At 62.8% G+C, this 20,442-nt stretch carries 18 protein-coding genes; 7 read left to right on the forward strand and 11 right to left on the reverse strand.

The window, feature by feature from the left end:
* Positions 1 to 5: 5 nt before the first annotated feature.
* From MSKU9_RS05450 to MSKU9_RS05485, 8 genes are all read right to left on the reverse strand, one after another.
* Positions 6 to 1,367 carry a pyruvate dehydrogenase complex E1 component subunit beta gene (locus MSKU9_RS05450; protein WP_141260322.1) on the reverse strand — a complete coding sequence of 454 codons (1,362 nt, stop codon included), beginning with the start codon at positions 1,365 to 1,367 and terminating at the stop codon, positions 6 to 8.
* A 7-nt stretch (positions 1,368 to 1,374) separates the two neighbouring features.
* A complete protein-coding gene (gene pdhA / locus MSKU9_RS05455) occupies positions 1,375 to 2,334 on the reverse strand; it encodes a pyruvate dehydrogenase (acetyl-transferring) E1 component subunit alpha (RefSeq protein ID WP_227000871.1) in 960 nt (319 codons plus the stop codon).
* Positions 2,335 to 2,467: 133 nt separating this feature from the next.
* A complete protein-coding gene (moaC, locus tag MSKU9_RS05460; RefSeq protein ID WP_141260324.1) occupies positions 2,468 to 2,959 on the reverse strand; it encodes a cyclic pyranopterin monophosphate synthase MoaC in 492 nt (163 codons plus the stop codon).
* Entirely contained in the window at positions 2,956 to 3,837 is an 882-nt protein-coding gene (trpC, locus tag MSKU9_RS05465; protein WP_193557642.1) for an indole-3-glycerol phosphate synthase TrpC, read from the reverse strand. Before trpC ends, moaC begins: the two co-directional genes overlap by 4 nt.
* A 3-nt stretch (positions 3,838 to 3,840) precedes the next feature.
* Positions 3,841 to 5,220 (reverse strand): anthranilate phosphoribosyltransferase, encoded by a 1,380-nt coding sequence (gene trpD / locus MSKU9_RS05470; protein ID WP_141260325.1) that lies wholly within the window; start codon positions 5,218 to 5,220, stop codon positions 3,841 to 3,843.
* 6 nt (positions 5,221 to 5,226) lie between these two features.
* Positions 5,227 to 5,823, reverse strand: a complete 597-nt coding sequence (locus tag MSKU9_RS05475) for an anthranilate synthase component II (RefSeq protein WP_141260326.1) — start codon at positions 5,821 to 5,823, stop codon at positions 5,227 to 5,229.
* Positions 5,824 to 5,924: 101 nt separating this feature from the next.
* Positions 5,925 to 7,445: an anthranilate synthase component I gene (gene trpE / locus MSKU9_RS05480; RefSeq protein WP_193557644.1), complete on the reverse strand. Its 1,521-nt coding sequence runs from the start codon at positions 7,443 to 7,445 to the stop codon at positions 5,925 to 5,927.
* 44 nt (positions 7,446 to 7,489) lie between these two features.
* On the reverse strand, positions 7,490 to 9,481 hold the full coding sequence (locus MSKU9_RS05485) for a peptidylprolyl isomerase (protein WP_141260328.1): 1,992 nt from the start codon (positions 9,479 to 9,481) through the stop codon (positions 7,490 to 7,492).
* On the opposite strand from MSKU9_RS05485, the gene MSKU9_RS18050 reads away from it, so the two are divergent.
* The 5 genes from MSKU9_RS18050 to kdsA all read left to right on the forward strand — a co-directional run bounded on the left by MSKU9_RS18050 (position 9,423) and on the right by kdsA (position 13,386).
* Entirely contained in the window at positions 9,423 to 9,692 is a 270-nt protein-coding gene (locus MSKU9_RS18050) for a hypothetical protein (RefSeq protein ID WP_162515724.1), read from the forward strand. The genes MSKU9_RS05485 and MSKU9_RS18050 overlap by 59 nt on opposite strands.
* Complete coding sequence (gene tpiA, locus MSKU9_RS05490; RefSeq protein ID WP_141260329.1) at positions 9,689 to 10,432, forward strand: triose-phosphate isomerase; 744 nt, start codon at positions 9,689 to 9,691, stop codon at positions 10,430 to 10,432. The genes MSKU9_RS18050 and tpiA overlap by 4 nt, the downstream gene beginning before the upstream one ends.
* Positions 10,433 to 10,469: 37 nt before the next feature.
* The gene (gene secG / locus MSKU9_RS05495) at positions 10,470 to 10,766 is read left to right on the forward strand and encodes a preprotein translocase subunit SecG (RefSeq protein ID WP_141260330.1); all 297 of its coding nucleotides are present in this window, start codon (positions 10,470 to 10,472) and stop codon (positions 10,764 to 10,766) included.
* Positions 10,767 to 10,894: 128 nt separating this feature from the next.
* Entirely contained in the window at positions 10,895 to 12,541 is a 1,647-nt protein-coding gene (locus MSKU9_RS05500; RefSeq protein ID WP_141260331.1) for a CTP synthase, read from the forward strand.
* The gene (gene kdsA, locus MSKU9_RS05505; protein WP_141260332.1) at positions 12,538 to 13,386 is read left to right on the forward strand and encodes a 3-deoxy-8-phosphooctulonate synthase; all 849 of its coding nucleotides are present in this window, start codon (positions 12,538 to 12,540) and stop codon (positions 13,384 to 13,386) included. Before MSKU9_RS05500 ends, kdsA begins: the two co-directional genes overlap by 4 nt.
* 166 nt (positions 13,387 to 13,552) lie before the next feature.
* On the opposite strand, the gene MSKU9_RS05510 is transcribed toward kdsA, so the two are convergent.
* Positions 13,553 to 14,626 carry a glycosyltransferase family 4 protein gene (locus tag MSKU9_RS05510; protein WP_141260333.1) on the reverse strand — a complete coding sequence of 358 codons (1,074 nt, stop codon included), beginning with the start codon at positions 14,624 to 14,626 and terminating at the stop codon, positions 13,553 to 13,555.
* Between the two features lie 46 nt (positions 14,627 to 14,672).
* A complete protein-coding gene (locus MSKU9_RS05515; protein ID WP_141260334.1) occupies positions 14,673 to 15,860 on the reverse strand; it encodes a hypothetical protein in 1,188 nt (395 codons plus the stop codon).
* 317 nt (positions 15,861 to 16,177) lie between these two features.
* Between MSKU9_RS05515 and sodC the strand changes: the two genes are divergently transcribed.
* The gene (gene sodC, locus MSKU9_RS05520) at positions 16,178 to 16,705 is read left to right on the forward strand and encodes a superoxide dismutase[Cu-Zn] (RefSeq protein WP_141260335.1); all 528 of its coding nucleotides are present in this window, start codon (positions 16,178 to 16,180) and stop codon (positions 16,703 to 16,705) included.
* 161 nt (positions 16,706 to 16,866) lie between these two features.
* Here sodC and MSKU9_RS05525 read toward each other — a convergent pair whose 3' ends face one another.
* Positions 16,867 to 19,131: a TonB-dependent receptor gene (locus tag MSKU9_RS05525; RefSeq protein WP_141260336.1), complete on the reverse strand. Its 2,265-nt coding sequence runs from the start codon at positions 19,129 to 19,131 to the stop codon at positions 16,867 to 16,869.
* A 1,096-nt stretch (positions 19,132 to 20,227) separates the two neighbouring features.
* Here MSKU9_RS05525 and MSKU9_RS05530 point away from each other — a divergent pair.
* Positions 20,228 to 20,442, forward strand: a 215-nt coding sequence (locus MSKU9_RS05530) for a transposase (RefSeq protein WP_141260337.1), incomplete at its 3' end; no start/stop codon positions are given.

Consider the following 20,442-nt stretch of genomic DNA (forward strand, 5'->3'; position numbering starts at 1 on the left):
CCCCTTCACACAACCTGCCGGACGGCATTGATGATCCAGTCCGGGTCGGGCAGCGCAAGTTTTTCAAGGTTGGCGGCGAACGGCATGGGCACATCGGCCCCGGCTACGCGCACAGGCGGGGCGTCAAGGTAGTCGAATGCGTGTTCGATCACCTGCATGGCGATTTCAGCGCCAATGCCCGCGAACGGCCAGCCCTCTTCCACCGTGACAAGGCGGCTGGTCTTTTTCACGCTGTCCACGATGGTCCGGGTATCCAGCGGGCGGATGGTGCGCAGGTTGATGACCTCGGCCTCGATCCCCTGCTCCGCCAGCTTCGCCGCCGCTTCCAGCGCCGTGCCAACCATGATGGAAAAGGCGACGATGGTGACGTCCGTGCCCGCGCGTTCGATCTTCGCCTTACCGATCGGCAGGATGAAGTCCTCATCCACCGGGCAGGGAAAACGCTGTCCGTACAGGATTTCGTTTTCAAGGAAGATGACCGGGTTGGGATCGCGGATGGCGGCACGTAGCAGGCCCTTGGCATCCGCCGCCGACCACGGGGCCACAACCTTCAGCCCTGGCACATGACCATACCAGCTGGCATAGCACTGCGAATGCTGCGCGCCCACGCGGGCGGCGGCCCCATTGGGGCCACGGAACACGATGGGGCACGACATCTGCCCGCCCGACATGTAACGCGTCTTGGCAGCGGAATTGATGATCTGGTCAATGGCCTGCATGGCGAAGTTCATGGTCATGAACTCGACAATCGGCTTCAGCCCCGTCAGGGCGGCCCCGATGGCCATGCCGGTAAAGCCCTGTTCGGTAATGGGGGTGTCGATCACCCGCTTTTCACCAAACTGGTCCAGCAACCCCTGCGAGACCTTGTACGCGCCCTGATACTGCGCCACTTCCTCACCGATCAGGAACACGTCCTCATCCCGCGCAAGCTCGGCTGCCATGGCGTCGCGCAGGGCTTCACGCACGGTAATCTCGGCACTCTCGCCCCAGTCCTTTTCCGGCTCGGCCACTGCTTTCGGCGTGCTGGGGGCGGCGGATGCCGGACCGCAGGACGGCGGGGCGGCCGGTTCTGCCGCAGCGGCATCGGTGGCGGCTGCGGCGGCAGGCTGCGCGTCCGCATCCTCGCCTTCGGCCAGCAGGATGGCGATGGGCGTGTTGACCGCCACGTTTTCCGTCCCTTCGGGGATCAGGATACGGCCCATGATACCTTCATCCACGGCCTCGACTTCCATCGTGGCCTTGTCGGTTTCGATTTCCGCGATCACATCGCCTGCCGCAATGGCCTCGCCCGGCCTGCGCAGCCAGCGTGCGACCTTGCCCTCCTTCATTGTGGGGGACAGGGCGGGCATGAGTATTTCTGTTGCCATCTCTAATTCAGCTTTCCACCAGTATGTCCGTCCACAGTTCCGAGGGATCAGGCTCGGGACTGGTCTGGGCAAACTCCGCCGCGTCAAGCACGACCGTCCTGACCTTGTCGTCCAGCGCCTTCAGGTCGCTTTCGGCAACGCCACGTTCCAGCAGTTCGCGGCGCACGCGGTCGATGGGATCATGGTTCTTGCGAATTTCCTCGACTTCCGAACGCTGGCGGTATTTCGCAGGGTCGGACATTGAATGGCCACGGTAGCGGTAGGTATCGACCTCCATCAGCACCGGCCCCTTGCCCGCGCGGCAATGAGCCACGGCTTCGGCTGCCGCGGCCCGCACGGCCTCGACATCCATGCCATCGACATACATGCCCGGGATGCCCCACGGTTCCCCATTGCGCCACAATGCCTTGGATGCGGAGGCGCGTTCGACACTGGTGCCCATGCCGTAGCGGTTGTTTTCCAGCACGAACAGGCAGGGCAGCCTGTGCAGGGCGGCGAGGTTGAAGCTTTCGTAAACCTGCCCCTGGTTGGATGCGCCTTCGCCATAATACGTGACCGAGACTTCGTCCGTGCCCCGGTACTTGTTGGCGAACGCCAGCCCGATACCCAGCGAGACCTGCGCGCCGACAATGCCGTGCCCGCCATAGAAATGCTTTTCGCTGGAGAACATGTGCATGGACCCGCCCTTGCCGTGGGAATAGCCGCCCTCACGCCCGGTCAGTTCCGCCATCACCCCGCGCGGGTCCATGCCAGCCGCCAGCATCTGCCCGTGGTCACGGTAGGAGGTGATGATCTTGTCCCCCTGCTTCAGCTCCATCTGGATCCCGACCACGACGGCTTCCTGCCCGATATACAGATGGCAGAAACCGCCGATCAGCCCCATGCCATACAACTGGCCCGCGCGTTCCTCGAACCGGCGGATCAGCACCATCTGGTAATAGGCTTCCTTCAGGTCGGACTCGGTCATGGTCCGGCTGTTATGGCCACCGGACAGGCCGGGATCTGTCTCGTTACTCATCAAACGTCCTCAGGTTCATGTTTCCTGCGCCATGCCTGCGCGGATATGGCAATCGGGGCCGGTGCCGTGGCCGGCAATGCCGTCACGGTGTGGCGGCACGATTATAAGTGCCCGACGCCCCACCGGATTTATGGATCACGTGTATCTGACCGATTTCCATGTCCCGCTCCACGGCCTTGCACATGTCATACAGCGTCAGCGCCGCGACGGAGGCGGCGGTCAGGGCCTCCATCTCCACCCCTGTCGGCCCGGTGGTGCGCACCCGGGCGGTGATCTCGATCCCCTCGCCCGCCGCATCAGGCGTCAGGTCCACCTTCACCGACGATATGGCCAGCGGATGGCATAGCGGGATCAGGTCCGACGTTTTCTTTGCCGCCATGATGCCTGCAATGCGCGCGGTGGCCAGCACGTCGCCCTTGGGCATTTCCCCCGACAGGATCATGGCCAGTGTCGCGGGCCGCATCCTGATATGCCCGTGCGCCACGGCTTCGCGTCGCGTATCGGGCTTGGCCGAGACATCAACCATGACCGCATGCCCCGCCGCATCAAGGTGTGACAGGCGTGCGTCCGTCATGGCGTGGCGTTATCCGCCGGCGCGGTGCCCAGCAGTTCATGGACAGCGGGCCCCACATCTTCATGCCGCAGCAGGCTTTCCCCCACCAGGAAGCCCGAAGCACCTATGGCGTTCAGCTTCACCCCGTCTGCATGGGTGCGGATGCCGCTTTCGGACACGATGATCCGGTCGGGCGGCACCAGCGGCGCCAGGCGACATGTGGTCTCGATATCGGTCTGTAGCGTTTTGAGATTGCGATTATTGATGCCGATCAGCGAGGTATCAAGCGCAAGGGCGCGGTTCAGTTCGCCCTCGTCATGCACTTCCACCAGCACGTCCATGTCCAGCCCGCGCGCGATATCCAGCAGTTCGGCCGCTTCCGCATCAGTCAGGATGGCCATGATAAGCAGGATGCAGTCCGCCCCGATCAGGCGGCTTTCATGCACCTGCCACGGGTCGATGATAAAATCCTTGCGCAACAGCGGCAGCTTGCACGCCTCACGCACGCGCGTCAGGTCCTCGGCACTGCCGTGGAAGCACGATCCTTCCGTCAGGACCGAAATGCAGGCCGCACCCGCCTTTTCATATTCCTGCGCGATCACGGTCGGCTCATAATCGGGGCGCAGGATACCGGCGGACGGCGACGCCTTCTTGATTTCCGCGATCAGCCCGATCTGGTGGTCGGCGGTCTTCTGCTTCAGCGCCTGCCCGAAGCCGCGCGGCGGCGTGGTCACTTCGCGCGCGCGCGCCGTGATTTCCTTCAGCGGGGTGACCTTGGCACGCTGCGCCACGTCCACCCGGGTCCGTGCACAGATACGTTCCAGAACATCGGGAATGCTGTCCACATCCGCGGGCTGGACACTACCTGTCTGGGGGGAGGTCATTGGCGTGTCGTTCATTTTCTACCCTGTTACTCTGTTTGACATGTCCGTCCGGAAACTCCGGACAGCATCCAGCACGGCCGCGACCCTGCCATTTTCAACAAGTACACCCGCCGCAAGGCGGATGTTCTCACGCAGGGCGGTATAGTCGATCGCGCCGCCCCGGATAATATTGTGCTTCCTGTCCGCCACATGCAACGCAACCGCCGCGTTCAGCAGCACGGTGTCGCGATAGGCGCCACGCGCGCCATGCGCCAGATCATGCAGCGCGCGCGCGTTATGCACGGGCGACCCACCGGCAATGGCCGATATGGGCCTGGGTTCAAGTCCCGCCTTCCCTGCCTCAACGATCAAGGACCCGACCTGCCCGTCTTCAAGAACAGTGGCATGGTTGGGACCGGCAAGGGTCAGTTCATCAATGAACCGCCCTTCGCCACAATCTCCGCATACGGCCCATACACGTGCCGATCCGGTCGCCTGCAATGTCCGGACCATGGGGTCCAGCCAGTCGGGGGAAAACACGCCCACCATCTGCCGCGTCACACCCGCGGGGTTACACAGCGGGCCAAGCAGGTTGAAAATGGTGCGAAAACCCAGCGCCCGGCGCACCGCCCCCACGTGCCGCATGGCGGGATGGTGATTTGTGGCGGAAAGGAAAGCCAGTTTATGCTCCGCCACCATGCCACCGATATGTCCATGGTCCACCGGCAGCGGCACGCCCAGTTCCAGCAGCACGTCCGTCGCCCCCGAGCGCGAGGACAGCGCGCGGTTGCCATGCTTGACCACCGGCACCCCAAGCGCCGCCAGCACGAACGCCACGGCGGTGGACACATTCAGCGTGCCCAGCCCGTCGCCGCCGGTGCCGCATACGTCAATCGCATTTTCCGGCATGCCGGGCACCGCAAGCATGCGAGCACGCATGGCGCGCACGGCGGCTTCCAGCTCGGTCACGGTTTCGCCGCGCATGTGCAGCGCGGTCAGGAAGGCGGCCAGCCCACCGGCACCGATCTGCCCATCCATGATCTGGTCAAAAGCGACCTGCGCCATGTCCGCATTCAGCGCGTGACCAGCCAGAGTCCAGTCCAGTATCTCGCGGAATTCCGGCGTCATGGCAGGGGTTGCGGGCACAGTGTTGCCCGGTTGGGCATCCGACGTCTCACCCGCAGGGGCGCGGTTACGCAGTTCGGCTTCCAGTTCCACCGGATCAGCCAGTATGCGACCATGCATGTAAAGCCCGGTCAGGAAGGCAATGGCAGGAATTTCGTCCACGCCGCCACTCCTGATGGCGTCCAGCGCGACCTTGACCTGTTCAGGCGCCACGACTTCGCCGCCCGCAACACGTCCCAGAATATCGCGGAACGTGGTGCTGGCGACCGAGGCGCTGTCCCTGCTGCTGGCCATCGCCGTTCAGGCGGCCTTGCGCGGTGTGTTGGATCCGCGTGCAATGGACAGGAAATTGGCCATGATTTCGTGGCCATATTCCGATGCGATGCTTTCGGGATGGAACTGCACGCCAAATATCGGCAGGCTGGCGTGCCGCAGTCCCATGATGACACCATCGGACGTATGCGCGGTCGCCACGAGCGTGTCCGGCAGGCTGTCGGGCGCAACCGTCAGGCTGTGGTAACGGGTGGCGCTGAACGGGTCGGGCAGGCCCGCAAAGATATCGGTCCCGTCATGATACACCGGCGAGACCTTGCCATGCATCGGCACGGGCGAACGCACCACCCTGCCACCAAAGACCTGACCGATCGCCTGATGGCCGAGGCAGACGCCAAAGACCGGCACCTTTCCCGCCGCAGCCGCAATCAGGTCGCAGCAGATCCCGGCCTCGTTAGGCGAACAGGGCCCCGGTGAGATGACAATCGCCTCCGGCTTCAGCGCCAGCGCATCCGCAACACTGATCGCATCGTTGCGATAGACCGCACATTCTTCCCCCAGATCCCCCAGATAGTGGACGAGGTTGAAGGTGAAGCTGTCATAATTGTCGATCAGGAGGATCATGGGCGTATCATGGCTTTTCCGCTGGGCCGGGTCAAACCTTCAGGTCCGGCCCGGCATGTCTCCCTCTTCCTTATCATGTACGCGCCCGCCATCAAAACGCCTTATGCGTCGTCGCCGCTGGCGAAACGCACCGCTTCCTCCGCCGCGCGGAACAGGGCGCGGGCCTTCTGGCGGGTTTCCTCATATTCCGCGTCGGGCACGCTGTCGGCCACGACGCCACAGCCTGCCTGCACGTACATCCGCCCGTCCTTGACCACCGCCATGCGCAGGCCGATGCAGGTATCCATGTCCCCATCGGGACCGAAATAGCCGATGCATCCGGCATAGGTGGCGCGACGGGTGGGTTCGACCTCGTCAATGATCTCCATTGCGCGGATCTTGGGTGCACCGGTCAGCGTGCCTGCAGGGAAGCCCGACATCAGCGCGTCCAGTGCCTCAAGGTCGGGACGCAGCCTGCCCTCCACGTTCGACGAAATGTGCATGACATGGCTGAAGCGTTCGATCACGAACTGCTCCGTCACCCTGACCGAACCCAGTTCGCACACCCTTCCCACATCGTTGCGGCCAAGGTCGATCAGCATCAGATGTTCGGCGCGTTCCTTGGGGTCGGCCAGCAGTTCGGCCTCCAGCGCCAGGTCTTCCTCCGTCGTGCGGCCACGCGGGCGGGTGCCCGCCAGCGGACGCACGGTCATGGTGCCTTCGCGCAGGCGCACCAGGATTTCGGGCGATGACCCCACCAGGCTGAACCCGTCAAGGTCAAGGTAGAACAGAAAGGGGGCCGGGTTGATCCGCCGCAACGCGCGGTACAGCGCGAATGGCGGCAGGCTGAACGCCGCGCTGAAACGCTGGCTGGGCACGATCTGGAAAGCATCGCCTGCCGCGATGTAATCCTGCAGCCTGCGGACCACATTGCAGAATTCCTCCCGCGTCATGGTGGATTGCGGCACGGGGGCAGCAATCTCCCCCTCCACCCCGTCGGGCAGTTCGACCGGGGTGGACAGGGCCGCGCGGGCCTGTTGCAGACGCCCCTGCGCCGCATCCCACACGGCCTCCGGCGTCTGGCCCGGCGTGGGACGCAGGGGGGCTGCCAGCAGCAGTTCGTCGCGCACCGTGTCGAATATCGCGAACAGACTGGGGCGGATCAGGATGCCTTCGGGCAGGTCGAGGTCATCAACCGGCATGTCGGGCAGGTGCTCGACCTGCCGGATCATGTCATAGCCAAGGTAGCCGAACACGCCGCCGGTCATGGGCGGCAGGCCCTCAGGCAGGTCCATCCGGCTTTCGTGCAGGATGCGGCGCAGGGACACCAGCGGGGCATCGGCTTCGGGTGTGAAGGTATGAATGGGGGCCGACGGGTCGGTACACACGCTGGCCTGCCCGTCATGGCAGCGCCAGATCAGGTCGGGCAGCAGGCCGATGACCGAATACCGCCCACGCGACGTGCCGCCTTCGACACTTTCCAGCAGGAAAGCGTTATGCCCGCCATTGCCGCCGCCATGGCTGCGCGCAAGCCGTGACAGGCGCAGGAAGGCCGCAACCGGCGTCAGCAGGTCTGCAGGCTCCACCCGCCATGCCACAGTACCCCTGTCCGCGCGCAGGTCGGCAAGAGCCGCCTCACGCATGGCGGCATCAGCGGGCCGTAAGGAGGGGCGTTGGGCGTCTGCTGTCACTGTGCTGTTCCCGTATTCTGGCTGCCGGTTACTTCCGACATGACCGCGCGGATGGCGGCATTGTTCGGCCTGGGCTTAACCACGCCTTCCAGCGCGTTGCCGTAACCCATTTCGATATCATCGCCCATGGACTGGGTCAGACCCGCACGCACGCGGTCATACAGGTTCTTCTGCGTGGCCGGATCGGGGTGGTTGATGGCCGTCAGCGTCGCGACCACATACGCATCCCCCGCCTCCGTCATCACGCTCTGCCCCGTCTGGGACAGGCGGAAGATCAGGGCCGCGATTTCACGCGGGATTTCCGGCGCGGGCTGCATGGGCGAAATCGGCTGGCTGTGCTCCAGCCCGGCAATGGCGGGGCTGACATGCCCCAGACCGCCCTGCCCCTGTGCCTGCGTGTAATACGCGGTGGCCTGCTGGTCGGCCATGTGGCGGCGGGCATCGGCCAGCCATGCGGCATTCACGCGCGGGCCTGCCTCATCCAGCGTCAGGGTATGACCCGGGGTCACGCCATCAACCGATACCGCGTACCACACACCGTCCGGCCCCTGCAGCAGTTCGGGGTTCGCACCCTTCGCCTGCGCGAAGATGCGGGCCACGATCGCCTGCCGTACCGCGTCGCTGCCCGGAATGGGGGCAGGATTGCCATCATGTGTCAGGCCCGACGCATCCACGTCGCCCGATACGGCGGTGGCGCCAAGGTCGGTGGGGATGGAATCCAGCCCGCCACCGGCAATGGTGTCCTGCAGCTTCTGCACCCGGTCGGCCAGAAGCGCCTGCGCGCGGGAATGGGCGATCTGGTCATGCAGGGCCTGGCGCACGTCCCCGAACGGGGTTGTGTGGGCAGGCGTAATGCCGGTCACGCGAAAGACGACCCAGCCGCCCTCACTCCTGATCGGTCCCTGTGTCGCATCAGCGGGTGCGGCGAAGATCTGCTTGCCAAGGTCGGCTGACGGCACGTCACTCACCTTCATGCCCGGCAGTTCAACCGCAGCCGCGTCCTTGCCTGCACTTTTCTGCACCTGCGCCCATGCGCTGCCGTCTGTCCACTGCGCACGCAATGCTGCGGCGCGCGCTTCGGTCGGCACGGTCACGATCTGCACGTCGCGGCGTTCGGGCGCGTTGAAGGTCTGGGCCTGCGCGTCATAGGCCTTGCGCAGGTCCTCATCCGAAATATCGATCTGGCGGCCGATCGTATCCGCCGACAGCACGACAATGCGGGCATGGCGGAATTCGGGGGCCACGAATTCCCACGGGTGGTTGGCGTGGTAGCGCGCAAGCTGGGCTGACGTGGGGGTGGCCGTGACCGGCTGGCTGTCAAACGGCACGCGCACGAGGTCGATGGTACGGGTCTGGGCTTCAAAATCGAACAGGCGGCGGGTCATGACGTCGGACACGGTGGCGCCGTCGCGAATCGGCTGCAGCAGCACGCGCGACGCCTGTTCCTGCCGCACCAGCTCAACCAGCCGCCCTTCGGACATGCCGGTACGTCGCAGGCGGTCATTGAACAGCGCGCGGTCGAACTGACCATCACGCCCCCTGAACGCGGGGATGGAGAAGATTTCGTCACGCACCACGGAATCGGGCACGATCAGGCCGTGGCGGTCGGCCGCTTCGGCAATTTCGGCCTGCAGCACAAGGCGGGTCAGCACCTGTTGGGCGATCTGTTCGCGCGTGGCGGCCGGGATCTGTGACGGGTCGGACAGGTGCATGGACTGCGCGACCTGCGGCATCTCGGACTGCAGCGCGTTCTGGTACGACTGCACCAGAATGGGTCGGTCACCCACGCGGGCCACGACATCGGCGCGTTCTGTGCCGATGTTCATCAGCACGTCACCCACGCCAAAACCTATGAACGCAAGGAAAAACAGCCCGGCGACGATGCGTCCCACCCATGAATCGACAAACACGCGATACAGAAAAGATAGCATGAAAAACCCTGCGCCAGCACCAAGACAAAGCCGGATGGAACAGGGCGTGCGCACCATGCGTCCCCATACGGGCGCCCTGTTTTCCGGTCGGGCACCATACGGTCACGCCAGCGGTTTGACCAGCACCAAGGATGCACGCACGCCCGCGATGCGGCGCACATGGGTTGCAACCGGGGGCGCGCCATGGTGTAGGCTGCGCCCCCATGACAGCCATGCCACGGACCGCGCAGGCGGCACGTTACGGCATGGCGCAGGAGTGGAAACATGAAGCAGATAATTGTCGGCAACTGGAAAATGAATGGCCTGAGCGCGGATGCCGACGCGCTGGTGGACGGGCTGGCGACGGAACTGGCCGCACTCACTCCACGGGCCGATGTCGTGGTCTGTCCGCCGTTCACGCAGCTGGCCCGCCTTGCGCCCAAGCTGAAGCAGGCTGGCATAAAGCTGGGCGCGCAGGACTGCCACAAGGATAAGTCGGGCGCGCATACCGGCGACATTTCCGCCCCCATGCTGGTGGATCTCGGGGTGGAATACGTCATCCTTGGCCATTCCGAACGCCGCGCCGAACACCACGAACTGGATGAAACCGTACGTGAAAAGACGGTCGCCGCCATGGAAGCGGGCCTGACCCCCATCGTGTGCGTGGGCGAAAACGATGACCAGCGTTCAGCCGGGGATTCGCAGGCCACCGTGGGCTGGCAGCTTGAAGGCTCCCTGCCGCAGGGATTCAAGGGGATTGTGGCTTACGAACCGATCTGGGCCATCGGCACGGGTCAGGCCGCATCGCAGCAGGATATTGCCGACATGTCCGCCTTTATCCGCGCCGAACTGGTGCGGCAGTTCGGTGATGCTGGCAAAACGATCCAAATCCTTTATGGTGGGTCCGTTAACGCACGCAATGTCACCGATATCCTGCCTGTCGAACACGTGGACGGGGCGCTGGTGGGCAATGCCAGCCTGAAGGCCGACGCCTTCGCGCCGCTTGTCCGCGCCGCCCGCGCTTCGTGATTGCCGCGCGGCGGACGGGGATCTACTGGAAAGACGCATGATCACAGTTCTTCTTCTACTGCACCTGTTCGTCACCATCGCGCTGATCGGGACCATCCTGATCCAGCGCAGCGAGGGCGGTGGCCTTGGAATCGGCGGGTCGCAGGGCATGGGTTCCTTCATGTCCGGGCGCGGGACGGCGACGCTGCTGACGCGTTCCACCGCCGTGCTGGGCACGGCCTTCATGGTGCTGTCGCTGACGCTTGCGGTCATGAACCGTGGGGCGTCGACCGGTGCGGGGCATGATATCCTGGCCCAGCCCCCCGCTTCGACCGCCCCCGCCGCAACACACTGATATTACACTATTTTCCCAAGACATGACCAACGCCCCGCCACCCTGTGCCGGGGCGTTTTTCATTTTTTCGCCCCATGGCGCATCGTAGCCTTTGCAGCGGGGCCGCAAGCTGTGTAGAAAGGCCATCCATGACGCGGTTTGTATTCATCACCGGCGGCGTGGTGTCCTCCCTCGGCAAAGGCATTGCTTCGGCTGCCCTTGCTGCCCTGCTCCAGGCCCGTGGCTATCGGGTCCGGTTGCGCAAGCTTGACCCCTACCTGAATGTCGATCCGGGGACGATGAGTCCCTATCAGCACGGCGAGGTCTTCGTGACCGACGACGGGGCTGAAACGGATCTGGACCTTGGCCATTATGAACGCTTTACGGGTGTGCACGCCACCCGGGCGGACAATGCCACGACGGGGCAGATCTATTCCGGCGTGATCGCGCGCGAACGGCGTGGTGATTACCTGGGTGCGACCGTGCAGGTCATCCCGCACATTACCGACTCGATCAAGGAAACGATCGTGGCGGATACCGAGGATCTGGATTTCGTTCTGGTCGAGATCGGCGGCACGGTGGGCGATATCGAAAGCCTGCCCTTCCTTGAATCCATCCGGCAGCTGCGCAACGACCTTGCGCCTGACCAGACCATGTTCATCCACCTGACCCTGCTGCCATGGATCGCGGCGGCGGGTGAGCTGAAAACCAAGCCCACGCAGCATTCCGTCAAGGAACTGCAGAATGTCGGCATCCAGCCGCAGATGCTGGTCTGCCGTTCGGACCGGGAAATACCCGAAAACGAACGCCGCAAGATCGCAAGTTTCTGCAACGTCCGCCCGCAGGCCGTGATCGCGGCCCGCGATGTGGACACGATCTATGCCTGTCCCATTTCCTATCATGCCGAGGGCATGGATACCGAGGTGCTGCGCCATTTCGGCCTGCCCACGACCCCCGACCCCGACCTGACGCGGTGGGAAAAGATCGTGGACGCCGTCCGCCATCCCGACCGCGAGGTCGTGGTGACGGTGGTGGGCAAGTACACCGCCCTGCTGGACAGCTACAAATCCCTGATCGAGGCCCTGCAGCACGGCGGCATCGCCAACCGCGCGCGCGTGCGCCTGAACTGGGTGGAAGCGGAAGATTTCGAGAAATCGGACGATGCGGTGAACAGCCTTGCCCGCAGCGACGCCATCCTGGTGCCTGGCGGCTTTGGTGAACGCGGGTCGGAAGGCAAGATCCGCGCGGTTAAATACGCGCGTGAAAACAACATACCGTTCATGGGCATCTGCTTTGGCATGCAGATGGCGGTAATCGAATGCGCGCGTAACCTCGCGGGCATCAAGGATGCGTCGTCGACCGAATTCGGGCCAACCGACCAGCCGCTGGTTGGCCTGATGACCGAATGGGCGCGCGGCAACGAACTGCTGCGCCGGCGCGAAGGCGGCGAGATGGGTGGCACCATGCGCCTTGGCGCCTATCCCGCCAGGCTGGCTGAAGGGTCGCGGGCGGCCCAGACCTATGGCCGTACCGACATCCGCGAACGCCACCGCCACCGTTACGAGGTCAACAACCATTATCGCGAGCAGTTGGAAAAGACCGGCCTGCGCTTTTCGGGCATGTCACCCGACGGCATCCTGCCCGAAGTGGTGGAATACCCCGACCACCCGTGGTTCATCGCGGTGCAGTACCACCCCGAACTGATTTCCAAGCCGTTTGACCCGCATCCGCTGTTTTCCGGCTTTATCAAGGCAGCCGCGACCAAGGCCGCAGACAAGGCGGGGACGAAGCGATGACAGACCACCACGCAGTCTCCATCGGCAGCCTTACGGTCAGCAACGAAGCCCCCTTCGTGCTGATCGCAGGGCCGTGCCAGATCGAATCCCTGCAGCAGGCCAATGAAGTGGCCGATGCGCTGCATGGCATTACAACGAAGCTGGGGATCGGGCTGATCTACAAAAGCTCGTTCGACAAGGCCAACCGCACCTCCATCAACGGCGCGCGCGGCGTGGGCATGGCGCAGGGACTGGATATCCTGTCACAGGTCCGCGCCCGCTTTGGCGTGCCGGTGCTGACCGACGTGCACCAGCCCGACCAGTGCGCGCCGGTTGCGGAAGTGGCCGACGTGCTGCAGATCCCGGCCTTCCTGTGCCGCCAGACCGACCTGCTGCTGGCGGCGGGACAGACGGGGGCAGCCATCAACATCAAGAAGGGGCAGTTCCTTGCTCCGTGGGACATGGCCAATGTCGCGGCCAAGGTCGCTTCCACCGGCAATGACCGCATCATGCTGTGCGAACGCGGCACGTCGTTTGGCTACAACACGCTGGTCAATGACATGCGCGCCCTGCCGATCATGGCAGGCACCGGGCATCCCGTAATCTATGACGCCACCCATTCGGTGCAGCAGCCCGGCGGCCTGGGGTCGGCATCGGGCGGGCAGCGGGTGTTCGCGCCCATTCTGGCACGTGCCGCGCTGGCAATCGGGGTTGCGGGAGTGTTCATTGAAACCCATCCCGATCCCGACACCGCGCCAAGTGATGGCGCGACCATGCTGCCGCTGGAATGCATGGAAGACCTTCTGACCACCCTGTTGCAGTATGACAGGCTGACCAAGCAAAGCCCGCCAGACGTCATCATCTGACCCTGTACCCCTTCCCTTCATTGGAAGGGGTAGACTTTCCCCCAGTCGTGAAATACTGAAAAATCGGCCCTTCCTGCCGCCTGCAGGCGCATGGCAGAGGGCACGGGCGGCGCAAGGCGCGGTTTCCCGAGCTTTTTTTCGCACCTCCGTTGCCCTTGCATACCCCTTACCCCGCCATGCGCTGCATGATCGCACTCCCCGCACGGTTGAAGGCCTGTGCGTTGAAACTGCGCATGACCCATTCGCGCGCGGCCTGCCCCATGCCGGCCAGATGCCATGGCTGGCGCAGGATGGCGTCCAGTCTGCGGGCCAGCACGTCAGGCTGGCGGGGCGGCAGTTTCCAGCCGGTCACCCCTTCCACGATGGAACGGCCCATTTCGCCCACATTGCTGCCCATTACCGGGAGCCCCATGTTCATGGCTTCGTGGGCTGCGATGCAGAAACCTTCGTAAAACGATGGCTGCACATACAGATGGCATTGCCGCAGGAAGGCCGCCGTGTCCTCGACATATCCCACAAAGCGCACATTATTCAGCCTATGCCGCTGGCAGAAAGCCTGCAGGCGCGCATGCTCCGCCCCCTCGCCGCCAATGGTGACACGATAGGGCGGCAGGCCCGGCACGTCCCGCAACTGGACCAGCGCGCGGCACAGCACGTCGTAGCCCTTGCCGGCATGCAGCCGCCCGAGCGAGCCGATGCGCACTTCCTCCCCCGGTCGCCACGCGGACGCGGGCGCCACATCGGACCATGCGCGAAAAATGGGCCAGCACAGCACGCGGCTGTCCGGCAGGGCCAGCCTTTTGCGGGTCAGGGCGGTGACATGGGCGGAATCCCCCACCCAGATCCGGCTGCGGTCCTTCATCAGCCGCAGCAGCGCAAGGTTGGCAGGCAGGAGGAAGGCATTATGCTGCCAGCTGACCACCGGAATACGCCGCCATGCCCCCACCATCTGCCCAAGCAGGGTCGCACGCGTAAGCGATGTCCAGATATGGGTGGGCCGGACATGGCGCACCCATGTATCCAGACTGGCCACCTGCCGTGATATCGGGGCGCCATCCGCGGCCAGCACCATGGGCTCCAGCCCCGCGCGACGCAGGCCCGGCATGGCCCGCCCGTTGCGCCGGCACAGGGCGGCTACATGCACATCATGCCCGCACTGGCGAAAGACCCCGGCGATATCGGGGATGGGCAGGGCCGCACCGCCACCTTCGAACGTATTGATGACATAGGCGATACGCATGGCCTTCCCATCCATTCCATGGACCAGCGGCGGACCATAGCACCCCCTAGCGCCGGGGTTCAGGGGGGCAGGATTTATCCTGCAATAAAAAGGAAACAATTTCCCGTGCCGCGCGATGGGCGGCGGTTTCGCCCGGGACCGTATGGAATGTTGCCTCGAACGCGGCCTGCTGGCGTGGGGCGAATTCGCGCTGGCGCTCCTTCGCCACGGCCAGGGCATGGGGCAGTTCGCTGACGCTGTCGATCACCTGCCCCAGGTTCCAGTGCGCGTAACTGGGATTGTCCTGCCAGCGCGCACCGTGGGAATTGAGGAAGATGCACGGCCGGGGACGCGCGATCCATTCATAGACCTGGCTGCTGGCATCACCCAGATAGATGTCGGCGGCAAGGACATAGGACATGTCCACCGAATTCCGGCTGCCGGTATCGATACGGATATGCGACAGGTTGCGCAGGCGTTCGGGGATCATCCGGCGCAGGCGCACGCGGCGGTGTTCGACCGATGTATGCAGCCTGCGCCGGAACAGCATGACATGGGGGGCGAAAATCAGGTTGTAGTCATCCTGCCGCGCGAACCATTCCAGCACATCCATCCCCATATCCCACCACGACGACAGGACCGGGTCAAAATGCGGGTTGTATAGGACCGTGGGCCGGTCATTGTCGAACAGGCGCGGATGTGCCGCCATGTCCACGGTGTCGAATTTGGGGTAGCCGACAATGGCGTGGTGGCCGGGGCGGATCAGCTGCCGGTCCAGCATGCGGTCGCGCGTCTTGGCCCCGGGCAACAGCACAAGATCGAAAAACCGGGTCACGTCACGAAAGCCGATGGAACGGTCCCCCGCCCCGTGCGGGAAATAGATTAGCCGGATATCAAGGTTGAAGTGGCTTTTCAGCAGGGCCGATGTGGTTTCCGGCACCACCAGCGCGTCAAACCCACGAAACAGGTCCACGTTTTCACGCAGGTTCGCAATGCGGCGGAAGGGCACGACCGCCTGCGCCACCACGTTTATGGCCTGCGACACCGGCCCGATATCAATGCGGACAAAGCGCACGCGGTCCATGCATGGCGCAATGGTCCGGCGCACATGCGCTTCCTGCGCGGGGGTGGAGGTCATGACCGTCACATCCTGCCCCAGCGCCACCAGTTCACAGATGATCGGCGCGGTATGCGAGACCTGATGGATACAGTCGTGGTTGAACAGGAAACCGATCTTCATGGGCCGCAATGTCATGATAAGGATCGTGTGGGCATACAGCGCGCAGCCATGGATGGGAACCCTCCGCGTTTCCCCACCCGCCACCCCGGCGCGTGGGGATGTTCAGCACACCATGCGCAACAGCCACATGGAATGCATTCCATGGCATGGCGTCCCACCAGTTCAGCACAAAGTGAATGCAGTTCCCTTTCGTGCCCACTACCCTGTTCGCGCACGGGTTCGGACATCATGCATGACGGTTGGGGAATACAGGACAGGTTCCAGGTTATTGCGAACCGGTCTTAATTCCGGCACGCTAAACATCCGAGCGAACGGGAATAAGGATAAAGACCATGTTCACACCACGCCTGAAACTGCTGACGATCCTTGCCGGACTGGCTACCCTGCCCACCATGGCCCATGCCGCGGATACCGCGTCGGGCAAGCTGATTGGCAATGACGGCAGCGACCACGGCACCCTGCACATCACGCAAGCGCCAAAGGGCGTGCTGCTGCGTATCGAAGCCAGAGGGCTGATCCCCGGCTGGCACGGTATCCATTTCCATGAAAAGGGCGATTGCGGACCGCCGAAGTTCACCTCCGCCGGGGCACATGTCCATGCAGCGACACCCGTGGTGCATGGCCTGCTGAACGCGAACGCCAATGACGCGGGCGACCTGCCCAACCTGTTTGTGGGTCAGGACGGGACGGCCACGGTGGAGATGTATTCCACGCTGGTATCACTCAACGCCGGGGATGGCCGCCCTGCCCTGCTGGATGCCGATGGCTCGGCGCTGGTCATTCACGCCAATCCCGATGACTATCGCACCCAGCCCATTGGTGGCGCGGGGGATCGCGTGGCCTGCGGGGTCATTCACTGATACGCACATTATGGTTTCCGGTCGCAATCGAGGATTGCGGCCAGAAACCGTAATCTAAAATAAAGAAGTTCTGGCAAGCTTTTTTCCAAAACCTTCAGGTAATGCCACCTTTTAAAAAAAAAGGCAGCGCCTGAAAACTTTTATGACTTCCGTCTGCCTTCTTACAGATCAGCACTGATCGAGAACTTGAAGGTCTCCGGGTCCCCCATGACCAGGTCGCTCTGGTAAACCGAGGCCCAGTAGCGCTGGTTCCCGATGTTATCGACTTCAAAGCGTGCGGTCAGCGGCTTCTTTGCCGCAAGGAAGGTATAGCGCGCCCCAAGGTCGAAACGTGACCATGCGGGCAGGTGCGTCGTGTTCATGCTGTTGAACTGCTGCTTGCCGGTGCTGATGACACGGCCAACCAGCGTCAGACCCTTCACGAACGGCACGTCGTATTCAAGGTTACCGTTGATGGTGTAATTCGGCACGCCGATCACGGTCTTGCCGTTATATTCACCGCCCGCCGTATTCATCTGTTTGGCATCAATCAATGTCAGGCCACCGTTGAAGCGCAGCCCGCGCAGGATTTCGCCATTGAAGGTCAGTTCCATGCCCCGGTTACGCTGTCGGCCATTCTGTGTGTACAGCATCTGTCCGGTATTGCCGTAGGCTTCGGTCATGCCCTGCGGCATGCCGGTCTGGAAAAACGCAACACCTGCTGCAAAGCGGCCCACGTCATATTTCGCGCCGACTTCGTACTGGGTGCTCTGGTACGGGGCGAAAACCTGCCCGGCATTGACGTAGGTCGCCCCCACCGTCTGCCCCGCCGACAGCCCCTGAATACGGTTGAAATACAGGGCGGCATGTTTGACCGGATGGATGACAAGACCAATGACCGGCGAGAACGCCGCCGCATCATAATGCGTATCCAGCTTGCCACTGCCATACAGGAATGAATCCGACAGGATATCCTGGTACCGGAACCCGCCCGTCAGCGCGATGCGATCGTGCCAGAACGTCATGGTATCCGACAGGAACAGGCTGTACAGCTTGTTCCACGCCACGCGTCCGGGGTTGTTCAGGTTGCCACCGCTATAGGTTTCCTGAGGGGTGAACTGCGTGGGGTGATAGATGTTGCCCGCCTGTGACGTCAGACTCATGGAATAGGCGGCGTCTGATTCTTCCCATATTGCCGACCCGCCCGCGTTGATTTCATGTTTGATCGGGCCAGTGGTGACATGCGCATGGATACCGGCCTGCGTGGCCTCGTTCATGACGTTGTACGCATCCGCCATGGCCCCCACGCTGCCTGCGCCAGTACGGGAATTGGTCAGCGTGGTGGTGGCGTAATTGCCCATTTCATTGCCGCCCTGCGCACCGAATTTGCCATACGCCGTGATGTGGCTGCCAAAATCATGTTCGATATTCAGCGTGCCGAACAGGTAGCTCAGATCGGTATAGGCCCAGCGCTGCCCCCAGTTTTCCGACGGCGCGGTTGCCTTGGGCGCGGGCATGCCATCCGCCAGGCTGGAGACGATGATCGCGCTGCGCCCGCCATAAACCTGCTGTTTCTGGTAATTCATGTTCATGTCGATGCGCGTGTCGTCATTATGCCAGTCAAAGGCCGCACCAAGGGCCACATCGTCGCGCCGTTCGCCCTTGATCGCCGTTTCCCCATCCATGCCGGCGGCGTTGAAGCGGAAGCCGAAGGCATGGTCGCGGCCAAACCGGCGGCTTATGTCAAACGCGCCGCCCCCCTGCCCGCTGCTGGTGTAATCGCCGGTGATACGCGTGATATCCGTCACCGCTGCCCGTTTGGGGATCAGATTGACGTTGCCGCCAACAGCCGAACCACCGGGGGCCGCGCCATTGAGGAACGCGCTGGCGCCGTTGAGCACCTGCACTGAATCATAAAGCTGGGGCGAGACAAGCTGCCGTGGGGTTACACCATACAGACCGTCAATCGCCACGTCATCGCCATACAGCGTAAAGCCGCGGATCTGGAACAGCTGCGCGTAATTGCCATAGCCCATCGTCGTGCGCACGGTGGGATCGTTCAGCAGCACGTCGCCCAGTGTCTGTGACTGCTGGTTCAGGATCAGGCTGGAATTGTAGCTGCGGATGTTGAAAGGTACATCCAGCCCGTTCTTCTTGCCCAACGCGCCCAGATCGCCCCCACTGCTGACATACATGCGGTTCCTGCGCGCGGCAGTAACGACAATGTCCTCGTGCCTGTCCGGGGTTCCTTCCGGTGTAGCGCCTGCCTGTGCGCCCGCATTGTCTACGGGGGCATGGGCTGGCTGCGCACGCCGCGTGGCAGCCGGTTTTCCCTGCTGCACGGCACCGGTTCCATCCGTTGCAGCGCGGGATGCCACCGGAGCCCCCACACCCGCCAGCAGGCTGGAGGCGCAGATTGTGCTCAGGCAAAGCGTACGAAGACTCATTGATCAAAGCTCACACTGTGACGGTTTCCGGCAGCTTATTTAGCAATTGATAGTGAATTGCAATATCAAATATGCATCTTCCCAACCCGATCCCGGATCGGCGCGCATAGGCTGGGGCAGCCCGCCCTGCCCCGGGCAGGCTGTTCCTGCGCACTGCATTATTGGTCATATGTCTGGAAAAGCAGGCAGACGCGCCAACCTCGACCGCGGTTGGCGCACATCTGATTACGCAGGTGTAAATTTCGACGCCCGCAACTTTGACTATACGCCTGAGCAACCTGATAACCGATTCCGGTATCGTCAGCCGGCCATCATCCGAAAGTGGTCATGGTGCGACTGAAGACATAATCCTGCCGCATGAGCATCAAGCATCTGCCCTGAATAAAACTCGGGATAAGGCAAAACACGCCGTCACAGACGGCATGACGCTACGATTTCAGGCCACCGTGTATGCGTCCGGTTCCGTGGGGCACTGCCCCTTTTTGCGCCGTAAGACTGTCGTCCGGTGCGCCTTGCGATATGTATATCGATCACGAGGCATTCCGGATTACCGGCCTGGGCCACCAGATATTGTGAAGACCTTCCTGAATACACCACGCACGCTCCAGCGGATAAACCGGTTATACAGCGTCTCGTGCAATCCGGGGCCCTTTGCATACGACTGTTCATTGAAACCCGTTATGGATCAGGTAAATGATCCCGCTGATAACCCCACGGTCATCCCCACAGCGCAAACTCCACTTTTGCGGCGCTACCTCGCATAACCACTGTCACGGCATGGTCTTAAAGGGCAAACCAGACTGCTTGCTCCGTCAGGCAATTTTCGCCCATTTCTCAGCCGCAGCAGAAAACATAAGAGCGGGATCCTATCTCCGCCCAAGAAGCGAATTACTTAAGCTTGAACTGAGAGAGATTCCCGCAATTGCGCAATTCACCTATAATTCAATTCGGCAATACACGCATATTCCCTGATTTCCAATGCATTACCAATTCCACTACGGCGTGTCGTCAGTTAAGCCCTGAGTGTGGCACGTGAGGGTTGTACTTTGTGTCTGCGTGTGCTGACTGTTTTCCCGTTTTTTGGGGAGACAGACAGATGCGGCGCTATAGTTTACGCGATGACCAGTGGGAGCGGATAAAGGATTTTCTTCCCGGTCGAGAAGGCTATGTCGGCGGCACTGCGGCGGACAACCGTCTGTTCGTGGAGGCGGTGCTGTATCGCTATCGCGCGGGCATTCCATGGCGCGACCTTCCTGCCCGTTTCGGGGACTGGAAAAACGTGCACCGGCGTCTGCGCCGCTGGTGTGAAAG

It is taken from the genome of Komagataeibacter diospyri, assembly GCF_006538165.1.
In the GTDB taxonomy this organism is placed as follows: domain Bacteria; phylum Pseudomonadota; class Alphaproteobacteria; order Acetobacterales; family Acetobacteraceae; genus Komagataeibacter; species Komagataeibacter diospyri.

What these genes read in the sequence shown, in the direction of transcription:
- MSKU9_RS05510 (WP_141260333.1), bottom strand. Translation starts at nt 14,626, where the DNA reads ATGCGTATCGCCTATGTCATCAATACGTTCGAAGGTGGCGGTGCGGCC.
- MSKU9_RS05450 (WP_141260322.1), bottom strand. Translation starts at nt 1,367, where the DNA reads ATGGCAACAGAAATACTCATGCCCGCCCTGTCCCCCACAATGAAGGAG.
- MSKU9_RS05475 (WP_141260326.1), bottom strand. Translation starts at nt 5,823, where the DNA reads ATGATCCTCCTGATCGACAATTATGACAGCTTCACCTTCAACCTCGTC.
- MSKU9_RS05525 (WP_141260336.1), bottom strand. Translation starts at nt 19,131, where the DNA reads ATGAGTCTTCGTACGCTTTGCCTGAGCACAATCTGCGCCTCCAGCCTG.
- MSKU9_RS05500 (WP_141260331.1), top strand. Translation starts at nt 10,895, where the DNA reads ATGACGCGGTTTGTATTCATCACCGGCGGCGTGGTGTCCTCCCTCGGC.
- MSKU9_RS18050 (WP_162515724.1), top strand. Translation starts at nt 9,423, where the DNA reads ATGAAAAACCCTGCGCCAGCACCAAGACAAAGCCGGATGGAACAGGGC.
- secG (WP_141260330.1), top strand. Translation starts at nt 10,470, where the DNA reads ATGATCACAGTTCTTCTTCTACTGCACCTGTTCGTCACCATCGCGCTG.
- sodC (WP_141260335.1), top strand. Translation starts at nt 16,178, where the DNA reads ATGTTCACACCACGCCTGAAACTGCTGACGATCCTTGCCGGACTGGCT.
- MSKU9_RS05515 (WP_141260334.1), bottom strand. Translation starts at nt 15,860, where the DNA reads ATGACATTGCGGCCCATGAAGATCGGTTTCCTGTTCAACCACGACTGT.
- tpiA (WP_141260329.1), top strand. Translation starts at nt 9,689, where the DNA reads ATGAAGCAGATAATTGTCGGCAACTGGAAAATGAATGGCCTGAGCGCG.
- trpC (WP_193557642.1), bottom strand. Translation starts at nt 3,837, where the DNA reads ATGAACGACACGCCAATGACCTCCCCCCAGACAGGTAGTGTCCAGCCC.
- trpE (WP_193557644.1), bottom strand. Translation starts at nt 7,445, where the DNA reads ATGCGTGAGGCGGCTCTTGCCGACCTGCGCGCGGACAGGGGTACTGTG.
- pdhA (WP_227000871.1), bottom strand. Translation starts at nt 2,334, where the DNA reads ATGACCGAGTCCGACCTGAAGGAAGCCTATTACCAGATGGTGCTGATC.
- MSKU9_RS05485 (WP_141260328.1), bottom strand. Translation starts at nt 9,481, where the DNA reads ATGGTGCGCACGCCCTGTTCCATCCGGCTTTGTCTTGGTGCTGGCGCA.
- moaC (WP_141260324.1), bottom strand. Translation starts at nt 2,959, where the DNA reads ATGACGGACGCACGCCTGTCACACCTTGATGCGGCGGGGCATGCGGTC.
- kdsA (WP_141260332.1), top strand. Translation starts at nt 12,538, where the DNA reads ATGACAGACCACCACGCAGTCTCCATCGGCAGCCTTACGGTCAGCAAC.
- trpD (WP_141260325.1), bottom strand. Translation starts at nt 5,220, where the DNA reads ATGGCCAGCAGCAGGGACAGCGCCTCGGTCGCCAGCACCACGTTCCGC.